Source organism: Marinomonas sp. A3A (assembly GCF_018336955.1).
Classification (GTDB): Bacteria; Pseudomonadota; Gammaproteobacteria; order Pseudomonadales; family Marinomonadaceae; genus Marinomonas; species Marinomonas lutimaris.
Genome location: NZ_CP025532.1, coordinates 925,546 through 941,385 on the forward strand (window position 1 = coordinate 925,546; position 15,840 = coordinate 941,385).

At 43.0% G+C, this 15,840-nt stretch carries 16 protein-coding genes; 12 read left to right on the top strand and 4 right to left on the bottom strand.

Annotated elements, in window-relative coordinates; all coding sequences use genetic code 11:
• Positions 1-40 precede the first annotated feature (40 nt).
• From CYL31_RS04300 to CYL31_RS04345, 10 genes are all read left to right on the top strand, one after another.
• A complete protein-coding gene (locus tag CYL31_RS04300) occupies positions 41-1,030 on the top strand; it encodes a LacI family DNA-binding transcriptional regulator (protein ID WP_212917740.1) in 990 nt (329 codons plus the stop codon).
• Between the two features lie 168 nt (positions 1,031-1,198).
• Complete coding sequence (locus CYL31_RS04305) at positions 1,199-2,437, top strand: ABC transporter substrate-binding protein (protein ID WP_212917741.1); 1,239 nt, start codon at positions 1,199-1,201, stop codon at positions 2,435-2,437.
• Positions 2,438-2,552: 115 nt separating this feature from the next.
• On the top strand, positions 2,553-3,470 hold the full coding sequence (locus CYL31_RS04310) for a carbohydrate ABC transporter permease (protein ID WP_212917742.1): 918 nt from the start codon (positions 2,553-2,555) through the stop codon (positions 3,468-3,470).
• A 9-nt stretch (positions 3,471-3,479) separates the two neighbouring features.
• Positions 3,480-4,373: a carbohydrate ABC transporter permease gene (locus CYL31_RS04315; protein WP_212917743.1), complete on the top strand. Its 894-nt coding sequence runs from the start codon at positions 3,480-3,482 to the stop codon at positions 4,371-4,373.
• A 4-nt stretch (positions 4,374-4,377) separates the two neighbouring features.
• On the top strand, positions 4,378-5,451 hold the full coding sequence (locus tag CYL31_RS04320) for an ABC transporter ATP-binding protein (RefSeq protein WP_212917744.1): 1,074 nt from the start codon (positions 4,378-4,380) through the stop codon (positions 5,449-5,451).
• 38 nt (positions 5,452-5,489) lie between these two features.
• Positions 5,490-6,254 (top strand): sugar phosphate isomerase/epimerase family protein, encoded by a 765-nt coding sequence (locus tag CYL31_RS04325; protein WP_212917745.1) that lies wholly within the window; start codon positions 5,490-5,492, stop codon positions 6,252-6,254.
• A complete protein-coding gene (locus CYL31_RS04330; protein ID WP_212917746.1) occupies positions 6,251-7,390 on the top strand; it encodes a Gfo/Idh/MocA family protein in 1,140 nt (379 codons plus the stop codon). The genes CYL31_RS04325 and CYL31_RS04330 overlap by 4 nt, the downstream gene beginning before the upstream one ends.
• Positions 7,391-7,399: 9 nt before the next feature.
• A complete protein-coding gene (locus tag CYL31_RS04335) occupies positions 7,400-8,455 on the top strand; it encodes a sugar phosphate isomerase/epimerase family protein (RefSeq protein ID WP_212917747.1) in 1,056 nt (351 codons plus the stop codon).
• Positions 8,456-8,459: 4 nt separating this feature from the next.
• Positions 8,460-9,596 (top strand): Gfo/Idh/MocA family protein, encoded by a 1,137-nt coding sequence (locus CYL31_RS04340; protein ID WP_212917748.1) that lies wholly within the window; start codon positions 8,460-8,462, stop codon positions 9,594-9,596.
• A gap of 117 nt (positions 9,597-9,713) precedes the next feature.
• Positions 9,714-9,935 carry a VF530 family protein gene (locus CYL31_RS04345; RefSeq protein ID WP_212917749.1) on the top strand — a complete coding sequence of 74 codons (222 nt, stop codon included), beginning with the start codon at positions 9,714-9,716 and terminating at the stop codon, positions 9,933-9,935.
• On the opposite strand, the gene CYL31_RS04350 is transcribed toward CYL31_RS04345, so the two are convergent.
• From CYL31_RS04350 to CYL31_RS04360, 3 genes are all read right to left on the bottom strand, one after another.
• Positions 9,932-10,930, bottom strand: coding sequence for a GGDEF domain-containing protein (locus CYL31_RS04350; RefSeq protein WP_212917750.1), 999 nt, complete (start codon positions 10,928-10,930; stop codon positions 9,932-9,934). The two genes, CYL31_RS04345 and CYL31_RS04350, sit on opposite strands and share 4 nt — an antisense overlap.
• Positions 10,931-10,998: 68 nt before the next feature.
• Complete coding sequence (locus CYL31_RS04355) at positions 10,999-12,048, bottom strand: GGDEF domain-containing protein (protein ID WP_249411692.1); 1,050 nt, start codon at positions 12,046-12,048, stop codon at positions 10,999-11,001.
• Between the two features lie 82 nt (positions 12,049-12,130).
• Positions 12,131-12,607, bottom strand: coding sequence for a LabA-like NYN domain-containing protein (locus CYL31_RS04360; RefSeq protein WP_212917751.1), 477 nt, complete (start codon positions 12,605-12,607; stop codon positions 12,131-12,133).
• Positions 12,608-12,774: 167 nt separating this feature from the next.
• On the opposite strand from CYL31_RS04360, the gene CYL31_RS04365 reads away from it, so the two are divergent.
• Positions 12,775-13,152 (top strand): DUF4870 family protein, encoded by a 378-nt coding sequence (locus CYL31_RS04365; protein ID WP_212917752.1) that lies wholly within the window; start codon positions 12,775-12,777, stop codon positions 13,150-13,152.
• 58 nt (positions 13,153-13,210) lie between these two features.
• Here CYL31_RS04365 and CYL31_RS04370 read toward each other — a convergent pair whose 3' ends face one another.
• A complete protein-coding gene (locus tag CYL31_RS04370) occupies positions 13,211-14,146 on the bottom strand; it encodes an aq_1923 C-terminal domain (protein ID WP_212917753.1) in 936 nt (311 codons plus the stop codon).
• 120 nt (positions 14,147-14,266) lie between these two features.
• Here CYL31_RS04370 and CYL31_RS04375 point away from each other — a divergent pair, with 120 nt between their 5' ends.
• Positions 14,267-15,673, top strand: coding sequence for an amidohydrolase (locus CYL31_RS04375; protein ID WP_212917754.1), 1,407 nt, complete (start codon positions 14,267-14,269; stop codon positions 15,671-15,673).
• Positions 15,674-15,840: the final 167 nt, after the last annotated feature.

Genomic DNA, 15,840 nt, shown 5'->3' on the forward strand with positions numbered 1-15,840 from the left:
ATAATAATTTTTTGGTGTTTTCTTTTCCTAGGATAGTAGTTTGAAAAAAACGATGAGCACTATTAATCAAGTTGCAACACTCGCAGGCGTTTCTAAAGCCACGGTTTCTCGAGTGTTAAGTGGTGTTACACCAGTCAAAGATGAGACGAAATCTCGTGTATTAGAAGCCATCAAAGCACTCTCTTATAGTCCGAATCAGGCGGCTCGTTCGCTTGCGAGTAATAAGACTTACACCATTGGTTTGGTTGCATCTCGTATCGATACAGCATACTACGGACCAGCGGCAAGCGGCGTTGAAAAGGCCTTACGCGGTGGTGATCGTCATGTGATTATCGCCAGTGGTAACGGGTCGTTAGAAGGCGAGCGTGATGCTGTCGATTTTTTGATTAAACGTCAAGTGGATGCGTTAGTGATTATTACCAACTTTTTATCCGAAGAGGAAATATCACAGATTAATTTGCGTTGTCCTGTTTTTGTTTTAAATCAGACTTTTCCTGGTGGAGAAGACCGTCATATTTCTTTCGATAATTTTGCGGGTGGTGAAATGGCGACCCAATATCTTATTGATAAAGGCCATAAAAAGATTGCGACTGTTACAGGCCCATTATGGAAGCATGATGCGTATCAGCGTTATTTAGGTTGCCAAAAAGCGCTACAACAAGCCGATCTTGCCCTGCACTTTCAACTCGAAGGCAACTTTAGTGCGAATTCTGGTATGACTCACATGCAATCTATTTTAGAGCGTGAAGATAGACCAACTGCGATCTTTTTTGCCAATGATATTATGGCGATGGGAGCCCTGCATGTATGTGCAGAACAAGGGATTAAGGTCCCTGAAGATATTGCCATAATAGGTTTTGATGACCTTGATATGTCTAAGTATTATTCCCCAAGCATTACCACCATCAAACTGCCATTATACGATATGGCTGAAGCCACGGCATACCTGCTTTTAAATAGCGTTTATGGTACTCATTTTCCTCTAAAAACGACCTTTTCCCCTGAGTTAATTGTTCGTCAATCTGCTTAAGTTGAATTAGTAGCCCTTAAAACAAATAAGTAAAAAGTATTGACGGGGATCTTTTATTGTCTAATATTTGTTCATGAAAACGGTTTCATTTCAAGTTTTACCGTTTTCAACTCAAGTCTTTTTTAAGGAAGTTTTGAGGACAAAAACCCAATAGAGGATAAAAATAATATGATGGGTAAAAAACTGTTTGCTGCCACAATAGGGGCAGGATTTATGAGTGCGTCGGTCCAAGCGGCCAATGTTGAAGTGATTCATTGGTGGACATCTGGCGGAGAGCAAAAAGCCGTCACAGTGTTGGCCGAGGAATTTAATAAACTGGGCAACGACAAGTGGATGGATACCGCTGTCGCATTAGGCGAAAACGCGCGAGCACTTACCATGCAGCGCATTCTAGGTGGTGATGCACCGGGCGCCGCACAATTCAACACCTCTCGTCAGTTCGAAGAATTGATTGAAGAAGGTCTTCTCCTAGATCTCACTCCGGTTGCAGAGAAAGAAGGTTGGACAAACTTTATACGTCCTTCGAGTATCTTAAATCCTTGTATGAAAGACGGCGGCATTTATTGTGTGCCAGTCAATATCCATTCTAATCAATGGCTTTGGACGAATAAGAAGGTCTTTGCTGATGTTGGCGTGAAAGAACCTCATACATGGGAAGAGTTTTTGGCTGTCGCGCCTAAAATTCGTGAAGCGGGTTACATTCCTTTGGCCTTTGGTGGACAAGGTTGGCAGGAACGTCATGTTTTTGATGTAGTGATGATTGGCGTGACAGATGAAAAATTCTGGAACAGGGTATGGAAAGATAAGGATCCAAAGGCTGCTAGCAGCGATAAAATGCGTAAAGTGTTCGAAACATTCGGTGCACTACGACAATTTACCGATGAGGGGGCGCCTGGTCGAAACTGGAATGATGCCACGAATATGGTTATCACCGGCAAAGCGGCTGTACAAGTAATGGGTGACTGGGCCCGTGGTGAGTTTGCTGCGGCAGGAAAAGTTGCCGAAGTCGATTATGGTTGTATTCCTGGACCCGCTAAACGTCCTTCTCTCACTTTAGGCGGAGATGCATTTATCTTCCCTAAATCCTCAAATAAAAACCTTGAAGCGGCACAAATGAAGTTAGCTTCTATGATGTTGAGCCCAACTATTCAAGCAAAATTTAACAATACTAAGGGTTCTTTGCCTGTGCGTGCCGATGTCGATTTAGATGTGGCTGATGCTTGCATGAAAAAAGGCCTCGCTTTGTTGGATGACCCCAAAGCCACTATCACACCTGCAAATAATTACATTACGGAAGATACGAATGGGCAGGTGCAAGATCTAGTCTCTACTTTTTGGAACGAACCAAGTATGTCTGTCGACAATGCACTTAATATTTTTAAAGGCATTATCGAAGACGCCGAATGATTTTTTGGTGAAAAAATGACCGCCTGTTAATTGTCCTAAGTCTACATACTTAGTTGAACGGCTTTTTAGTGGGCTGTCCTGGCGGTCAATTCTTGCGTTTCAAAAGGAGTTTCAAATGGAAGAGACTACGGCTACTTCAATAAAAGTATCTACCCCAAGACGCGCTAAGCGCGTTCAAATTTCTTCGTTATTAGCAAGTACGCCGATGGCGATTGTAGCGATTGGCGTATTTGTGGTGTGTGTCTGTTATTCGGTGGTGCTTTCGTTCACGAAATCACGCTTGTTTCCAAACTTTAATTGGGTCGGGTTAGACCAGTATGAACGCCTATGGGGAACATCCCGATGGCTAGTGTCTGTCGAAAACTTATTTTTGTACGGCGTGTTATTCATTGCTCTGTGCTTAATATCGGGTTTTTTTATGGCGGTGTTTCTTGATCAGAAAGTACGTTTTGAAAGCGGCTTTCGAACCTTATTTCTTTATCCCTATGCGATGTCCTTGGTTGTAACGGGTCTAGTTTGGCAATGGATGATGGAACCTTCTCTTGGCGTTCAAAATGTTATTCAACGTATGGGCTGGGAGTCTTTTGAGTTTGCTCCGTTGGTCGATCCGCAGTATGCCCTTTATGGTGTGTTGATTGCTGCTGTGTGGCAATCATCTGGGCTAGTGATGGCCTTGATGCTGGCTGGATTACGCGGTATCGATGGCGAAATTTGGAAAGCGGCTCGTGTGGATGGTATTCCTGCTTGGAAGACTTATCTCTTTATTGTTTTGCCAATGATGAGACCTGTGATGATTACCTCCGTAGTGCTGCTCGCGGTTGGCGTGGTAAGGGTTTATGACCTTATTGTTGCACAAACGGGTGGCGGCCCAGGTATGTCGACTGAAATGCCAGCTAAGTTTGTTATTGATCATATTACGGCGCGTGGCAACGTGGGCTTAGGGATGGCTGCGGCGACCATGATGTTACTTCCAGTGCTCTTGGTCATTGGTCCTTGGATTTATCGCGAATATGTTCGTCCAACGAAACATTAGGAGTCGATCATGGAACAGATTCAATTAACTGGCCCACATGGGCCAAAGCCGAAAAAAACTACAGTCTCACGGCTTGGCGTTTATTTATTTTTATTCAGTGCTGCCGTTTTCTTTTGTATTCCTTTGTACGTGATGTTGATTACATCGCTAAAAGGCATGCCTGAGATTCGCTTAGGGGAGCTTTTTGCGTTACCTGGCGACCCAAGTTTTGCCGCATGGGTAAAAGCGTGGGGAGAGGCCTGCTCTGGGGTGGAGTGTAATGGTATTCAAACAGGATTTTGGAACTCCGTAAAAATCACTATTCCGAGTGTGGCGATCTCTATCATTCTCGGTTCTATCAATGGTTATGCCTTGTCATTTTGGCGTTTTAAAGGCTCAAATGTATTGTTTGGTCTTTTGTTATTTGGCGCCTTTGTGCCTTTTCAAGTGGTGATCTTTCCGCTGATCATTTTCCTTCGTGAGGTGGGACTTTATGGTTCTTTAACTGGGATTATTTTGATTCACACCATCTTTGGTATGCCTATCATGACCTTGTTATTCCGCAATTATTTTTCATCTTTACCCGATGAATTATTTAAAGCTGCGCGAGTAGATGGCGCAAATTTTTGGCAGATTTTCTTTCAAATCATGATGCCTTTATCTATTCCTGTAACGGTTGTTGCAGTGATTTTACAGACTACAGGCATTTGGAATGACTACTTATTGGGGCTGATTTTTGCCGGTCGAGAGAACCTACCAATGACGGTGCAATTAAACAATATAGTGGCAACGACATTTGGCGTACGTGAATACAACGTGAACATGGCAGCAACGATTCTTACGGCACTGGTACCGTTGGCTATTTACCTGTTGTCTGGCAAATATTTTGTGCGTGGCATAGCGGCTGGCGCGGTGAAGGGGTAAGACGATGAACAGTATATCGATTAAAGAGTTAGATCTTAAATACCAAGATGCCCATGTTTTAAAACACCTTAATCTTGATATTAAAAAGGGGGAGTTTTTGGTTCTTTTAGGGTCTTCTGGTTGCGGGAAATCGACCTTGCTCAATTGCATTGCTGGTTTGTTGGATATCACCGCTGGGCAGATCTGGATCAACGATCGCAACGTGACATGGGAAGAACCCAAAGATCGCGGAATTGGCATGGTTTTTCAGTCTTATGCCTTGTATCCGCAAATGACGGTGGAAAAGAATTTGTCTTTTGGCTTGAAGGTCAAAGGTATGGCAAAAGATGAGATTCGTGAGCGAGTGGATCGTGCTTCTAAAATTTTGCAAATAGAGCCACTTCTGCATCGCAAGCCATCCGAATTGTCTGGTGGGCAGCGTCAGCGTGTGGCGATAGGTCGAGCTTTGGTACGAGATGTGGATGTCTTTTTATTCGATGAGCCTTTATCGAATTTGGACGCTAAATTACGGGCAGATTTGCGCGTAGAAATAAAGCGCCTGCATCAGCAATTAAAAAACACCATGGTGTATGTGACTCATGACCAAGTGGAAGCGCTTACGTTGGCGGATCGAATTGCCATCATGAAGGACGGCGAAATCCAGCAATTGAGCACTCCAGCGGATATTTATCATAAACCCTGTAACCTGTTTGTCGCGCAATTTATTGGTTCGCCGAGCATGAATTTATTGGAAGGTCGTGTCGTTGGCGAAAACTTTGTTTATCAAGATTATCGCGTCAACTTAATGGGTTATGAGTTTATTAATCAAGGTGATCATGATGAGAACGCTTTTTTGGGAATTCGCCCTGAGCATTTGGCGCTTAGGCCTCGTGACGGCTATGTAAAATTGACCTCTGCCAAGATTGATATCTTAGAGCCAATGGGTGATGAAACCATTGTTTGGTTTGATTTTATGGGCCGTAAATGGTCAGTAAAAGTTCATGGAGATCATCAGCTTAAGTGGGATGAAGACGTCGATATTTATCTTGATCCGAAAAAAGCTCATCTCTTTTCTAAGCAAAGTGAAGTGCGGCTTTAAGCCAACAATCATCGCAATAAAAATAAAAAGGAAACGATATGAACGAATTTTCATTTCAGCTTTATAGCGCCCGTAATACTCAATCTCTTGATGAAGTATTTGCTCTTTTACATCAAGCTGGTTATCAGCAAGTGGAAGGCTATGGTGGTTTGTATGGCCAATTGGATGAGCTAAAAAGCTTATTAGAAAAACACCAATTGACCATGCCAACAGGGCACTTTGATCTAGCTATGTTGGAAAACAACATACAGCAGGCTTTGTATATCGCGAAAACCTTGAATATGCACACGATTATTTGTCCTTATATTTTGCCAGAGCAACGTCCTGACAGCGCGCAAGGTTGGTTTGAATTGGGGCAGCGTTTAGAGGCTATTAGAGAAAGAGCCATCAACGCTGGTTTTGAATTTGGCTGGCACAATCATAATTTTGAATTTGAGCCTCTAGCCGATGGTTCTTTGCCAATGACGTGGATTCTAGAAGGCGGCCCGAATATTAAATGGGAGATGGATGTGTCTTGGGTGGTCAAAGGCGGACAAGATCCGGCTGAGTGGCTAACCAGATATCGTGACCGTATTTGTGCTGTGCATTTAAAAGACATCGCGCCAGAAGGGGAATGCCAAGATGAAGATGGTTGGGCGGACTTTACTCACGGAACCTTGCCTTGGCGAGACTGGTGGCCCGTGGTGCGTTCAACGCCAGCCAATGCGTTTGTGATGGAGCATGATAACCCTAATGATTTATCACGTTTTGCGAATCGTGCATTAACGGGCGCAAAAGCTTTATTAAAAGGGGTGACAGCATGAAAACTATTTTGAATGTTGGACTGATTGGTTGTGGCAATATTTCGGACAGTTATTTTTCTTTGGCTCCGCAATTCTGTGGTTTTAAGATTGTTGCTTGTGCCGATTTAAACGCTGAGTTAGCGGCAACGAAAGCGCAAAAATACGGCGTTGAAGCGCGCAGTGTAGATGAATTATTAGCCTCTCAAGATATTGATATTATTGTCAATTTAACTATCCCCGCAGCACATTATGCGGTAAGCATGCAAGCTCTTGAGGCTGGAAAACATGTTTATTCAGAAAAGCCTTTGGTTTTAAGCCTTGAAGAAGGTCAAAAAATGAAAGCGCTTTCACTTAAGAAGGGGCTCAAAGTCGGGAGTGCCCCTGACACCTTTATGGGTGGCTCCCATCAGTTTGCACGGCATTTACTGGACAAGGGAGAAATTGGCGAAGTGTACTCAGGTACTTGCCATGTGATGAGCGCAGGAATGGAGAGCTGGCATCCCAATCCGGACTTTTTCTTTAAACCTGGTGGTGGCCCTATTCTTGATTTAGGGCCGTATTACATTGCTAATTTAATTCAATTATTAGGTCCTGTGGAATCGGTGATTGCCAAGACAGCGATTCCTCGTAAGCAACGCAAGATTACCAGCCAACCAAGATCTGGTGAGATGATAGAAGTGGAAACTCCAACGACAATTCACGCTATTTTAACGTTTGAAAATGGTGCAGTGATTACCTTGGGGGCTAGTTGGGACGTGCAAGCCCATCAGCATTCCCATATGGAGCTATACGGCAGTAAAGGTTCTATGTATTTGCCTGACCCTAATTTTTTTGGTGGGAAAGTATCGCTGATTCAGGATGGTCGTGAGACACCCTTGCAAGTATGGGATCACCCGTTTGGCGTGCCCAATCAAATTCATGGCGAGCTAGCAAAGGCGAATTATCGTACCGCAGGTTTGGCTGAAATGGTTATGGCGATCCATATGGGGCGTGATCATATGTGTTCGCTGGACAGAGCTTTACATGGTGTGGAAGTAATGACGGCGATTTTGGCGTCAGGTGAGAGTGGACAATCCATCAAGATGACCACCCATTGTGATCGCCCGCGAGCACTTGATCCTGAGGCTGCCAAAGCCCTGCTTGCCGCTTGTTTTTAGGAGGACGTTATGAAAACGATACAAGGACCGGCTATTTTTTTAGCGCAGTTTGTTGGTGATGAAGCCCCCTTTAATAGCTTTGATGCTATTTGTGGCTGGGTTGCCTCATTGGGTTATAAAGGCTTGCAAGTTCCCACCTGGGACAAACGCCTGATGGATCTTGAGCAAGCTGCAAACAGCCAAGAATACTGTGACGAGCTAACTGCGACAGCAGCCAAACATGGCGTGGTTATTTCGGAACTATCCACACATTTACAAGGTCAGCTGGTGGCGGTGCATCCGGCCTATGACGAAGCGTTTGATGGCTTTGCAGATCCGAGCGTAAGAGGCAACCCCGCCGCACGCCAAGCGTGGGCGGTGGAGCAACTTAAAATGGCAGCTAAGGCGTCACAGCGTCTTGGTTTGGCGGCTCATGCGACCTTTTCCGGTGCTTTGGCGTGGCCTTATTTTTACCCTTGGCCACAACGACCAGCAGGCTTAGTCGAAGAGGCGTTTGCAGAACTGGGTCGACGCTGGAAGCCCATTCTTGATGTGTTTGATGAAGCTGGTGTAGATCTTTGTTATGAAATTCACCCCGGTGAAGATCTTCATGATGGTGTGACTTTTGAGCGTTTTCTAGACGAAGTGGATCATCATCCACGGGCGAATATTCTTTATGACCCCAGCCATTTTGTGTTGCAGCATTTGGATTATTTGGCCTTTATCGATCATTATCATGAGCGTATCAAAATGTTTCATGTGAAAGACGCAGAGCTGAATATGAATGGCAAATGCGGCGTTTACGGTGGTTTCCAAAACTGGGTAGATCGTCCTGGACGTTTTCGTTCTATCGGTGATGGCCAGGTGGATTTCAAAGGTATTTTTTCTAAGCTCACCGCTTATGATTTTGCCGGCTGGGCGGTGTTGGAATGGGAGTGTTGTTTAAAGCATCCTGAAGAGGGTGCCCGTGAAGGCGCGCAACACATTCAAGACTTTATTATCCGAGTAACGGATAAGGCCTTTGATGATTTTGCTGACAGTGGTATCGACGCACTAGCGAACCGAAGAATGTTGGGACTGGAGTGATTTTATGACTGAAGCAAGCAAACGCCGATTGCGCCTTGGTATGGTCGGTGGTGGAGAAGGCGCTTTTATTGGAGAAGTGCATCGCTTTGCAGCTCGACTGGATGATCACTACGAGTTGGTGGCAGGAGCTTTATCGAGCCAATCAGATAAAGCAGAACGTTCAGCACAAGCGCTTGGAATTACTCGATCCTATGTGGATTTTGAAGAAATGGCGCGTCAGGAAAGTGAGCGTGAAGATGGTATTGAAGTGGTATCCATTGTGACACCTAACCATCTACATGCCCCCGTGGCGATGGCGTTTTTGAAGTGCGGTATTCACGTAATTTGTGATAAGCCTTTGACCGCGACTCTTGAAGAGGCGGAAGCGCTATATCAAGCCGCAGAGGCAAGTCAGGCGCAGTTTTTGTTAACCCATAATTATTCCGCTTATCCTATGGTACGCGAAGCACGTGCCATGGTTAAAGCAGGTAAATTGGGTAATATTCGTTCTATTCAAGTGGAATACGTACAAGACTGGTTGACGGAACCATTAGAACAAACGGGTAACAAACAAGCCACTTGGCGCTCTGATCCTGCGCAATCCGGTATTGCGGGTTGTATGGGAGATATCGGCAGTCATGCTTATCAATTGGCGTGTTTTGTTGCTAATACTCAGGCAAAAGAGGTCTTGGCGGACTTATCTAGTTGGGGGGAAGGGCGTCAGCTTGATGATGAAGCTAATATTTTGATGCGCTTTAAAAATGGCGCGAAAGGGAGCTTGTGGGCGAGCCAAGTCGCTCCCGGCAATGAGAATGCCTTGTCGTTGCGGATTTATGGCGATAAAGCCGGCATAGAGTGGCGACAGGAATCGCCTAATGAGCTGATTTATTCGGTGTTAGGTGAGCCAAGCCAACGTCTCCGGCGCGGTAATGGTTATCTAAGCGAAGCGGCTACATTGGTTTCTCGTATTCCTTCTGGTCACCCTGAAGGTTACTTAGAAGCGTTTGCTAATTTGTATGCTGAGTTTGCAGAGCAGCTATTGTCATCTACTTTTAACCCCGATTTACCGACTCTAGCAACAGGGTTACATGGAATGCGCTTTATCTCAGCGAGTGTACTTTCGAGCCAAAGAAATGGTCAGTGGGTGTCTTTAGAGGATTAGGTGTTGAGACTAAATTAGGTTGAAATAAGGATAAGCCGCATGATCTTTGAAGCGGCTTTTTTTTACATGCTGTATACTCTCGATTAATTTCAAATTGGGTTATGGGAATACAGTTATATGGTTGGAACACAAGTTAACAATCCTCTTCATGGTGTGAAGTTAGAGAAAATAGTTACGGATTTAGCAGAACATTATGGTTGGGAAGAGTTGTCGATTCGTATAAATATTAACTGTTTTAAAAGTGATCCATCGGTGAAGTCGAGCTTGAAGTTTTTACGTAAAACACCTTGGGCCAGAGAAAAAGTGGAAGCGCTTTTTTTGGAAACCTTTAGCCGTTAACTGCAGACTCGATTTCGCCCTTCGTGCTTGGCTTGATAGAGTTTTTCGTCTGCAGAGCGAAGAAAATCGGTAAATTCATGCTCTGGTCGCAGCGAACTGATGCCAATACTGACTGTTAGTTTGATCGGTTCGTTGTGGCTGAAGAAAATCCCTAGCTCTATCGTCTTTCTGATTTTCTCTGCCCGTTCTTGTGCTTCTTCATCACTAATATCTTTTAGTAAAATAACAAATTCTTCGCCACCTAAGCGATATATTTCCTTTACTTGAGTGGATTGCATAAGCAGATCGGCAACCTTTGTGAGTACTGTGTCGCCAATATCATGCCCATATTTATCATTGATGTGTTTGAAGTGATCAATATCAATAATGAGCATGTGAATGCTTTGAAAGTTTTTATGGATAGCTCGGAAATCGGCTTTTAGGGCATGGCGGTTTTTAAGGTTTGTTAAGTCGTCTTGTAATGCAAGTGAGTGTAGAAAGGCACTGGTTTTTTGGCGTTGCACTTCATAGACATGGCAGACAAGCCAAATGGAGCAATAGACTAAGGTAAAGTTGAATACTGTTCTGTATGGCATGAATATATTCGTGTCAGTACGTAGAAATATGACTACAGCACAGAGGAGCACAATAACCGCACTAAAAACAAAACCTTTTCTCAGGCCAAATAAGCTGTAGTACCAAAAAGGTAAGGCAAGGCCCCAATAGGTCGCCCCTGCTACCAGCTCCATGATGGCAATAGATAGTAGAATATTTAAGGTTAATAAGACGAGAAGAGTATAGCTATGCCAAGGTCGGTAAAGGCCATTTGATGACTTATAAAAGCAATAGCCGCCAAATACTGCGACGGTGAGTTGAACGCCCCCAATTCCCAATTTTTGCAGGATTGCCATATTCAGTAAAAAATAGACGCTGTTTAATACGCAAATTAACGCGCTTAGCCATTTGTGGAATTCCTCTGGTGATACAGAGGAATACGGATAACGTCTAGTACTCATTGACTGATTCGCTTAAGCACAATAGGGGTAAAAAACTCGTTAATAATCGGGTATTGCTACAAATGCCGCTAGACCGCTTCGGTAACACTCATAGCACCATAGTGAACTAAATTACGCCCTTTATTCTTTGCTGAGTAGAGGTTTTTATCGGCGACTCGTAAAAATTCTCTAAAGGATTGGCCTTTTTTTAGTTCTGCTATGCCAATACTCACGGTAATTTTTATGTTTTTCTGGTGAGTTCTAAACACTGTATTTTCAACTGTCTTTCGGATTTTTTCTGCAAAATCAAATGCTTGAGTAGATGTGTGGTCCTTTAATATAATTAAAAATTCTTCTCCTCCGATACGATAAATCTCATCATTATCTGTGCAGTAACGCAATAATTCAGCCATCTCAATCAGTACAGAATCACCTACATCATGTCCGAATTCGTCATTAACTTTTTTGAAGAGATCAATATCAATAATTAGAAGGCGTGTTTCTTCTTGTTCTTCTTGAAATGGATCCACTGGATCTTTATTGAAATCGTCAAAAAATAGTTTCAGTGCATGGCGGTTTTGTGCGCCTGTTAATGGGTCTTGAAAGGCCATTTTTTCTAGTAGCAGACTACTTTTCGCATATTGGGTTTCATATAAATAGCAAATGGCGTAGGACAAGAAATAAGCCAGTACGAAATTTAGAACCGATCGGTAGGGAATTAAATCAGTAGTATCGGATTTTATAAACAGAATCGATATGGCTGGAATGGAAAGGAGAATGGTATAAAAGAGCCCCAGTTTTGGTCCTGTAAGTAGGCAATACAAAGGTGGCAAGATAAGTAACCAGTAAATAGAACCAGCCCTTAGATCTGCAAAATAAAAAGCATAAAAGACGGTTGTTGTTAGAGAAAAAATTAGCATATAGCTATGCCATTTATATATTTTTCCTTGATAAGCAGATCTAAAAAAATATAAGTTTAACAGGCCAAAAATAGCTTCTATGGCGCCAATAGTGGCTTGGTTTAAGATAGCAACATTAAGAAAGCTGAAAAATAGTATGAGTACACCTGTGACTAGACTTAGCCACTTATGTAGGGTGTCTCTTGTTTCTAATAATAAGAAGTTTGTTTGAGATGTCATTTCGTCACTTTCTGTATATAAAATAATCAGTAAGGATTTTTAAGAGGACATATTCTCTCTTAAAAATATAGACGAGTTTTATCTATTTAAGTAACAATTTGTTACTGACGGCGGTGAAGTCATCGGCCGCATTGATTAATGACTGTGCTGTTAAGGATTCAACGCCGTAAACTTCTACTCTGGTTTGGTATTTTTCTCTGAGAGTTTTAGCGAGAATATCGAAATCCCCATCCCCTGAAAGCAAAACAAGCACGTCGCTGTCTTTACCATGTTCTATGCCATCGATGGCAATACCCACATCCCAGTCGCCTTTTGCTGAGCCATCCGAGCGCTGAATAAAGGGCTTCAATTTCACCTCAAAGCCAATTGCACGTAAAATATTTTGAAACTGACGTTGTTTTTCATCACCTCTGTCTATGGCGTAAGCAATGGCTTTGACGACATTTCGACCTTCAGTGGCCTGTTGCCAAAAGGTGTTGTAATCGAAAGAGCGTCCAAAAGCTTGTCTCGTGGTGTAATAGATATTTTGAACATCGACTAAAATCGTCACATTTGTCATGGTATTCCTAGGCGTTATGGGTGAAAAACAGAGTGGGTACAGAGCACGTTACAAGTATTCGTATTGAAAAGAAATCATAAAACTGAATAAGGAGAGGGAGATAATTTTAAAAGCATCCCCATTATGCTTATTAGACACATTTTTATTGAATAACGGAGTATTGATATATGTCCGGATTTGAACCTGATAATCGTTTTAGGCAGTTAACACCGCGAGAGGAAAATGCAAAAAGCAATGTAGTGATTGCCTATATTTTTATGTTGCTAGGCGTTTTTACCGGTGTCTTTTGGTTGATTGGTGCGATATGGGCCATGGTGAAAGCGGATGAGGCTCGCGGCACGTTTTTTGAAGATCACTATGCCAATATCATTAGTACTTTTTGGTGGGGGATTTTTTGGAGCGTGATTGGCGTGATACTGGCGTTCTTTTTTATCGGCTACATCGTGTTATTTGGTGTTTGGGTTTGGTCGATTTTCAGAATGGTAAAAGGCATTGCCAGAGCGACGTCTAACCAGTCTTATCGAGAAATGTTTAACCCATTTTAGAGACTCGATAATTTTTACAGCCCATGTGTACAGACACTTGGGCTGTAATTTTTGCTTATTAATCGTTCGATAACGTCATTTTACTGTCTTTATAGAGCATGCCTTCGCTGGCTAGTAAAGCAAGTTCTTTTAAGCTGATCGCTGAAGAAGGTGATAGGGTCAGACTTAGCTTTTTTGGTTGCTTCAGAAACGCTAGCAACGTCTCGGCAATATGCTCCGCTTCTTCCGAGTCAGCTGGCGCAAGCCCTAATGCTTGGCATATGTTTTCTAGTCTGTTCAACTGGTTCTCTGGGGAGTCTTGTAAGATAACCGATGGAGGAAACAGGTGAGAGATTAATCCTGACTCTTCGTATTTTACGTCCAAAGAATGCAGTTCGATGGCATCACCATAGATGATCGGCAGTGCTTCGGGTTGACCCAGTGCAAAAGACGCAAGCACATCAGAACGTAAATCAGACATAACGATGCTGTTGTCTAACAGGTTGATTTTAGAAGTCAGGTCGAGCTTGCCAAGATCCTTTATATCTAATTTGAAGTGAGAGGAGACGTTTTCGCCTTCTACCTTGGAAGTAAAAGAACCTTTTCCAAGCAAGGTATCAACTCCCGCGGCGCGCATTAGGCCTCGTGTTTCACGAGACAAGCTGTCTATTGGGCTTTTTTGGATCCAAAAATCCACATCTAAATCTGGGTATTTAATCGGATAGCTATTCAACGAAATTCTAGCGAAACGCAACCACGGCGAATTTTCGTTGCCAAAGCTGACATTTTCTAGAGACGGCGTCAGAGTGAATGGGTCAAGATGAATGCTTTCGTAATGAACAAAAGGTGCTAAACCAGATTGATTAAGCTGTTCTTGAATTTTGTCTTCGGCGTATTGTGTTCCAAAGCGCTGCACCAGATAGAGTACCAAAATAGCCAAACAGGATAATAAAATGAAGTAGGTTAAGGCTCTGCCAAGACCACTTTGAAGTTTGGTGACGATGTTATTATTCAATTTCTAATCCTAAAGTTAGAACATGCTTTTTGTGTTGGAATGAAACATGCAAGTATTAAACAATGTCGCCGTCATTGAAGAGCGACCTATTTGGAACATTATCTAATAAAGGGCAATCGAATGCAGTTTAAAAAAAGTGTCTTATTGGCAGTATTAGCAACGACGACGTTATCTGTGCCATCTTGGGGTGCAGAATCTGTCGATTTGTTGATCAAAGACGCTACCGTTTTGACCATGGATAACAGCAAGACGCTATATCATCAGGGTGTGGTCGCCATTAAAGGTAACAAAATTTTCGCGGTTGGCGACGCGTCATTAGCGTCTCAATTTGACGCAAAAAAAGTCTTAGATGTGCAAGGTGATATTGTTATGCCTGGCTTAATTAATACTCATACCCATGTATCTATGACGGTTTTACGTTCTTTAGCAGACGACGTACCAGATCGATTGCATCGTTATATTTTCCCTCTTGAAAACAAGCTGATTACCCGTGATATGGTGCGTATTGGCGCTAATCTTGGCAATGTCGAGATGTTGCGTGGCGGTGTTACTACTTATGCAGATATGTATTATTTTGAAGATGAGGTAGCGAAAACAGTCGATCAAATTGGTATGCGAGCTGTACTTGGTGAAACTGTGATTAAGTTTCCGGTCGCCGACGCTAAAAATGCTGAAGAAGGTATTAACTATGCGTTGAAATTCATTGACGAGTACAAAGACCATCCGCGTATTACGCCAGCGTTTGCGCCTCATGCTCCTTATACAAACACCACGGAAGTGTTACAGCGAGTAGCTAAATTATCCAAAGAAAAAAATGTACCCGTATTGATCCATTTAGCCGAATCTCACACTGAGCAAGAAAAAATTGCCGAGCGAGCTGACGGTAAAAGCCCTGTTCAATATATGCATGATATTGGTGCTTTGAATGAGCATTTAGTTGGCGCTCATATGATCCTAGTAGACGATCATGATATTGAGCTTGTCAAAGAAAGTGGCATGGGCGTGGCGCATAACATGAGCGCGAATATCAAGTCGGCGAAAGGTGTTTCGCCTGCTTTAAAAATGTACGACGAAGGCGTGCGCATTGGTCTAGGGACAGATGGTCCAATGTCTGGCAATAATCTAAGTACCATTGCTGAATTTGGGCAGGTTGCTAAAGTCCATAAATTGGTTAATCAAGATCGTGCGGCAATGCCACCAATTAAAGTCATTGATATGGCGACCATGGGGGCAGCAAAAGCGCTTCATATGGAAGACCGTGTTGGTTCATTAGAAGTCGGCAAACTAGCTGACATTATCGTAGTGGATACCAAGGCTCCACATATGGTACCTATGTATAATCCTTACTCTGCTTTGGTTTATTCTGCTTACCCTAGCGATGTTCGACACAGCATAGTCGATGGCAAAATCCTCATGGAAGACAAAAAAATTCTCACCGTAGATGAAGCGGCTATCTTGAAAGAGGCTCAAGACTATACTCAAACTGTACGAGATACAGTGATAGCTAATGGTGAAGAAGTTTTATAAAGCATCGTTTATATATTCTTGATTCGATAAAACCTCTTTTTACCTAAAAAGTAGAAAGAGGTTTTTTATTTTAGTTTCTTTTATCCAATCGTAACGAGCGCGCTGGGATATTTACGAAAAATGCGTACCATAGAGCCAATTGACCTGTATTCACAAGGAGTGCGTTA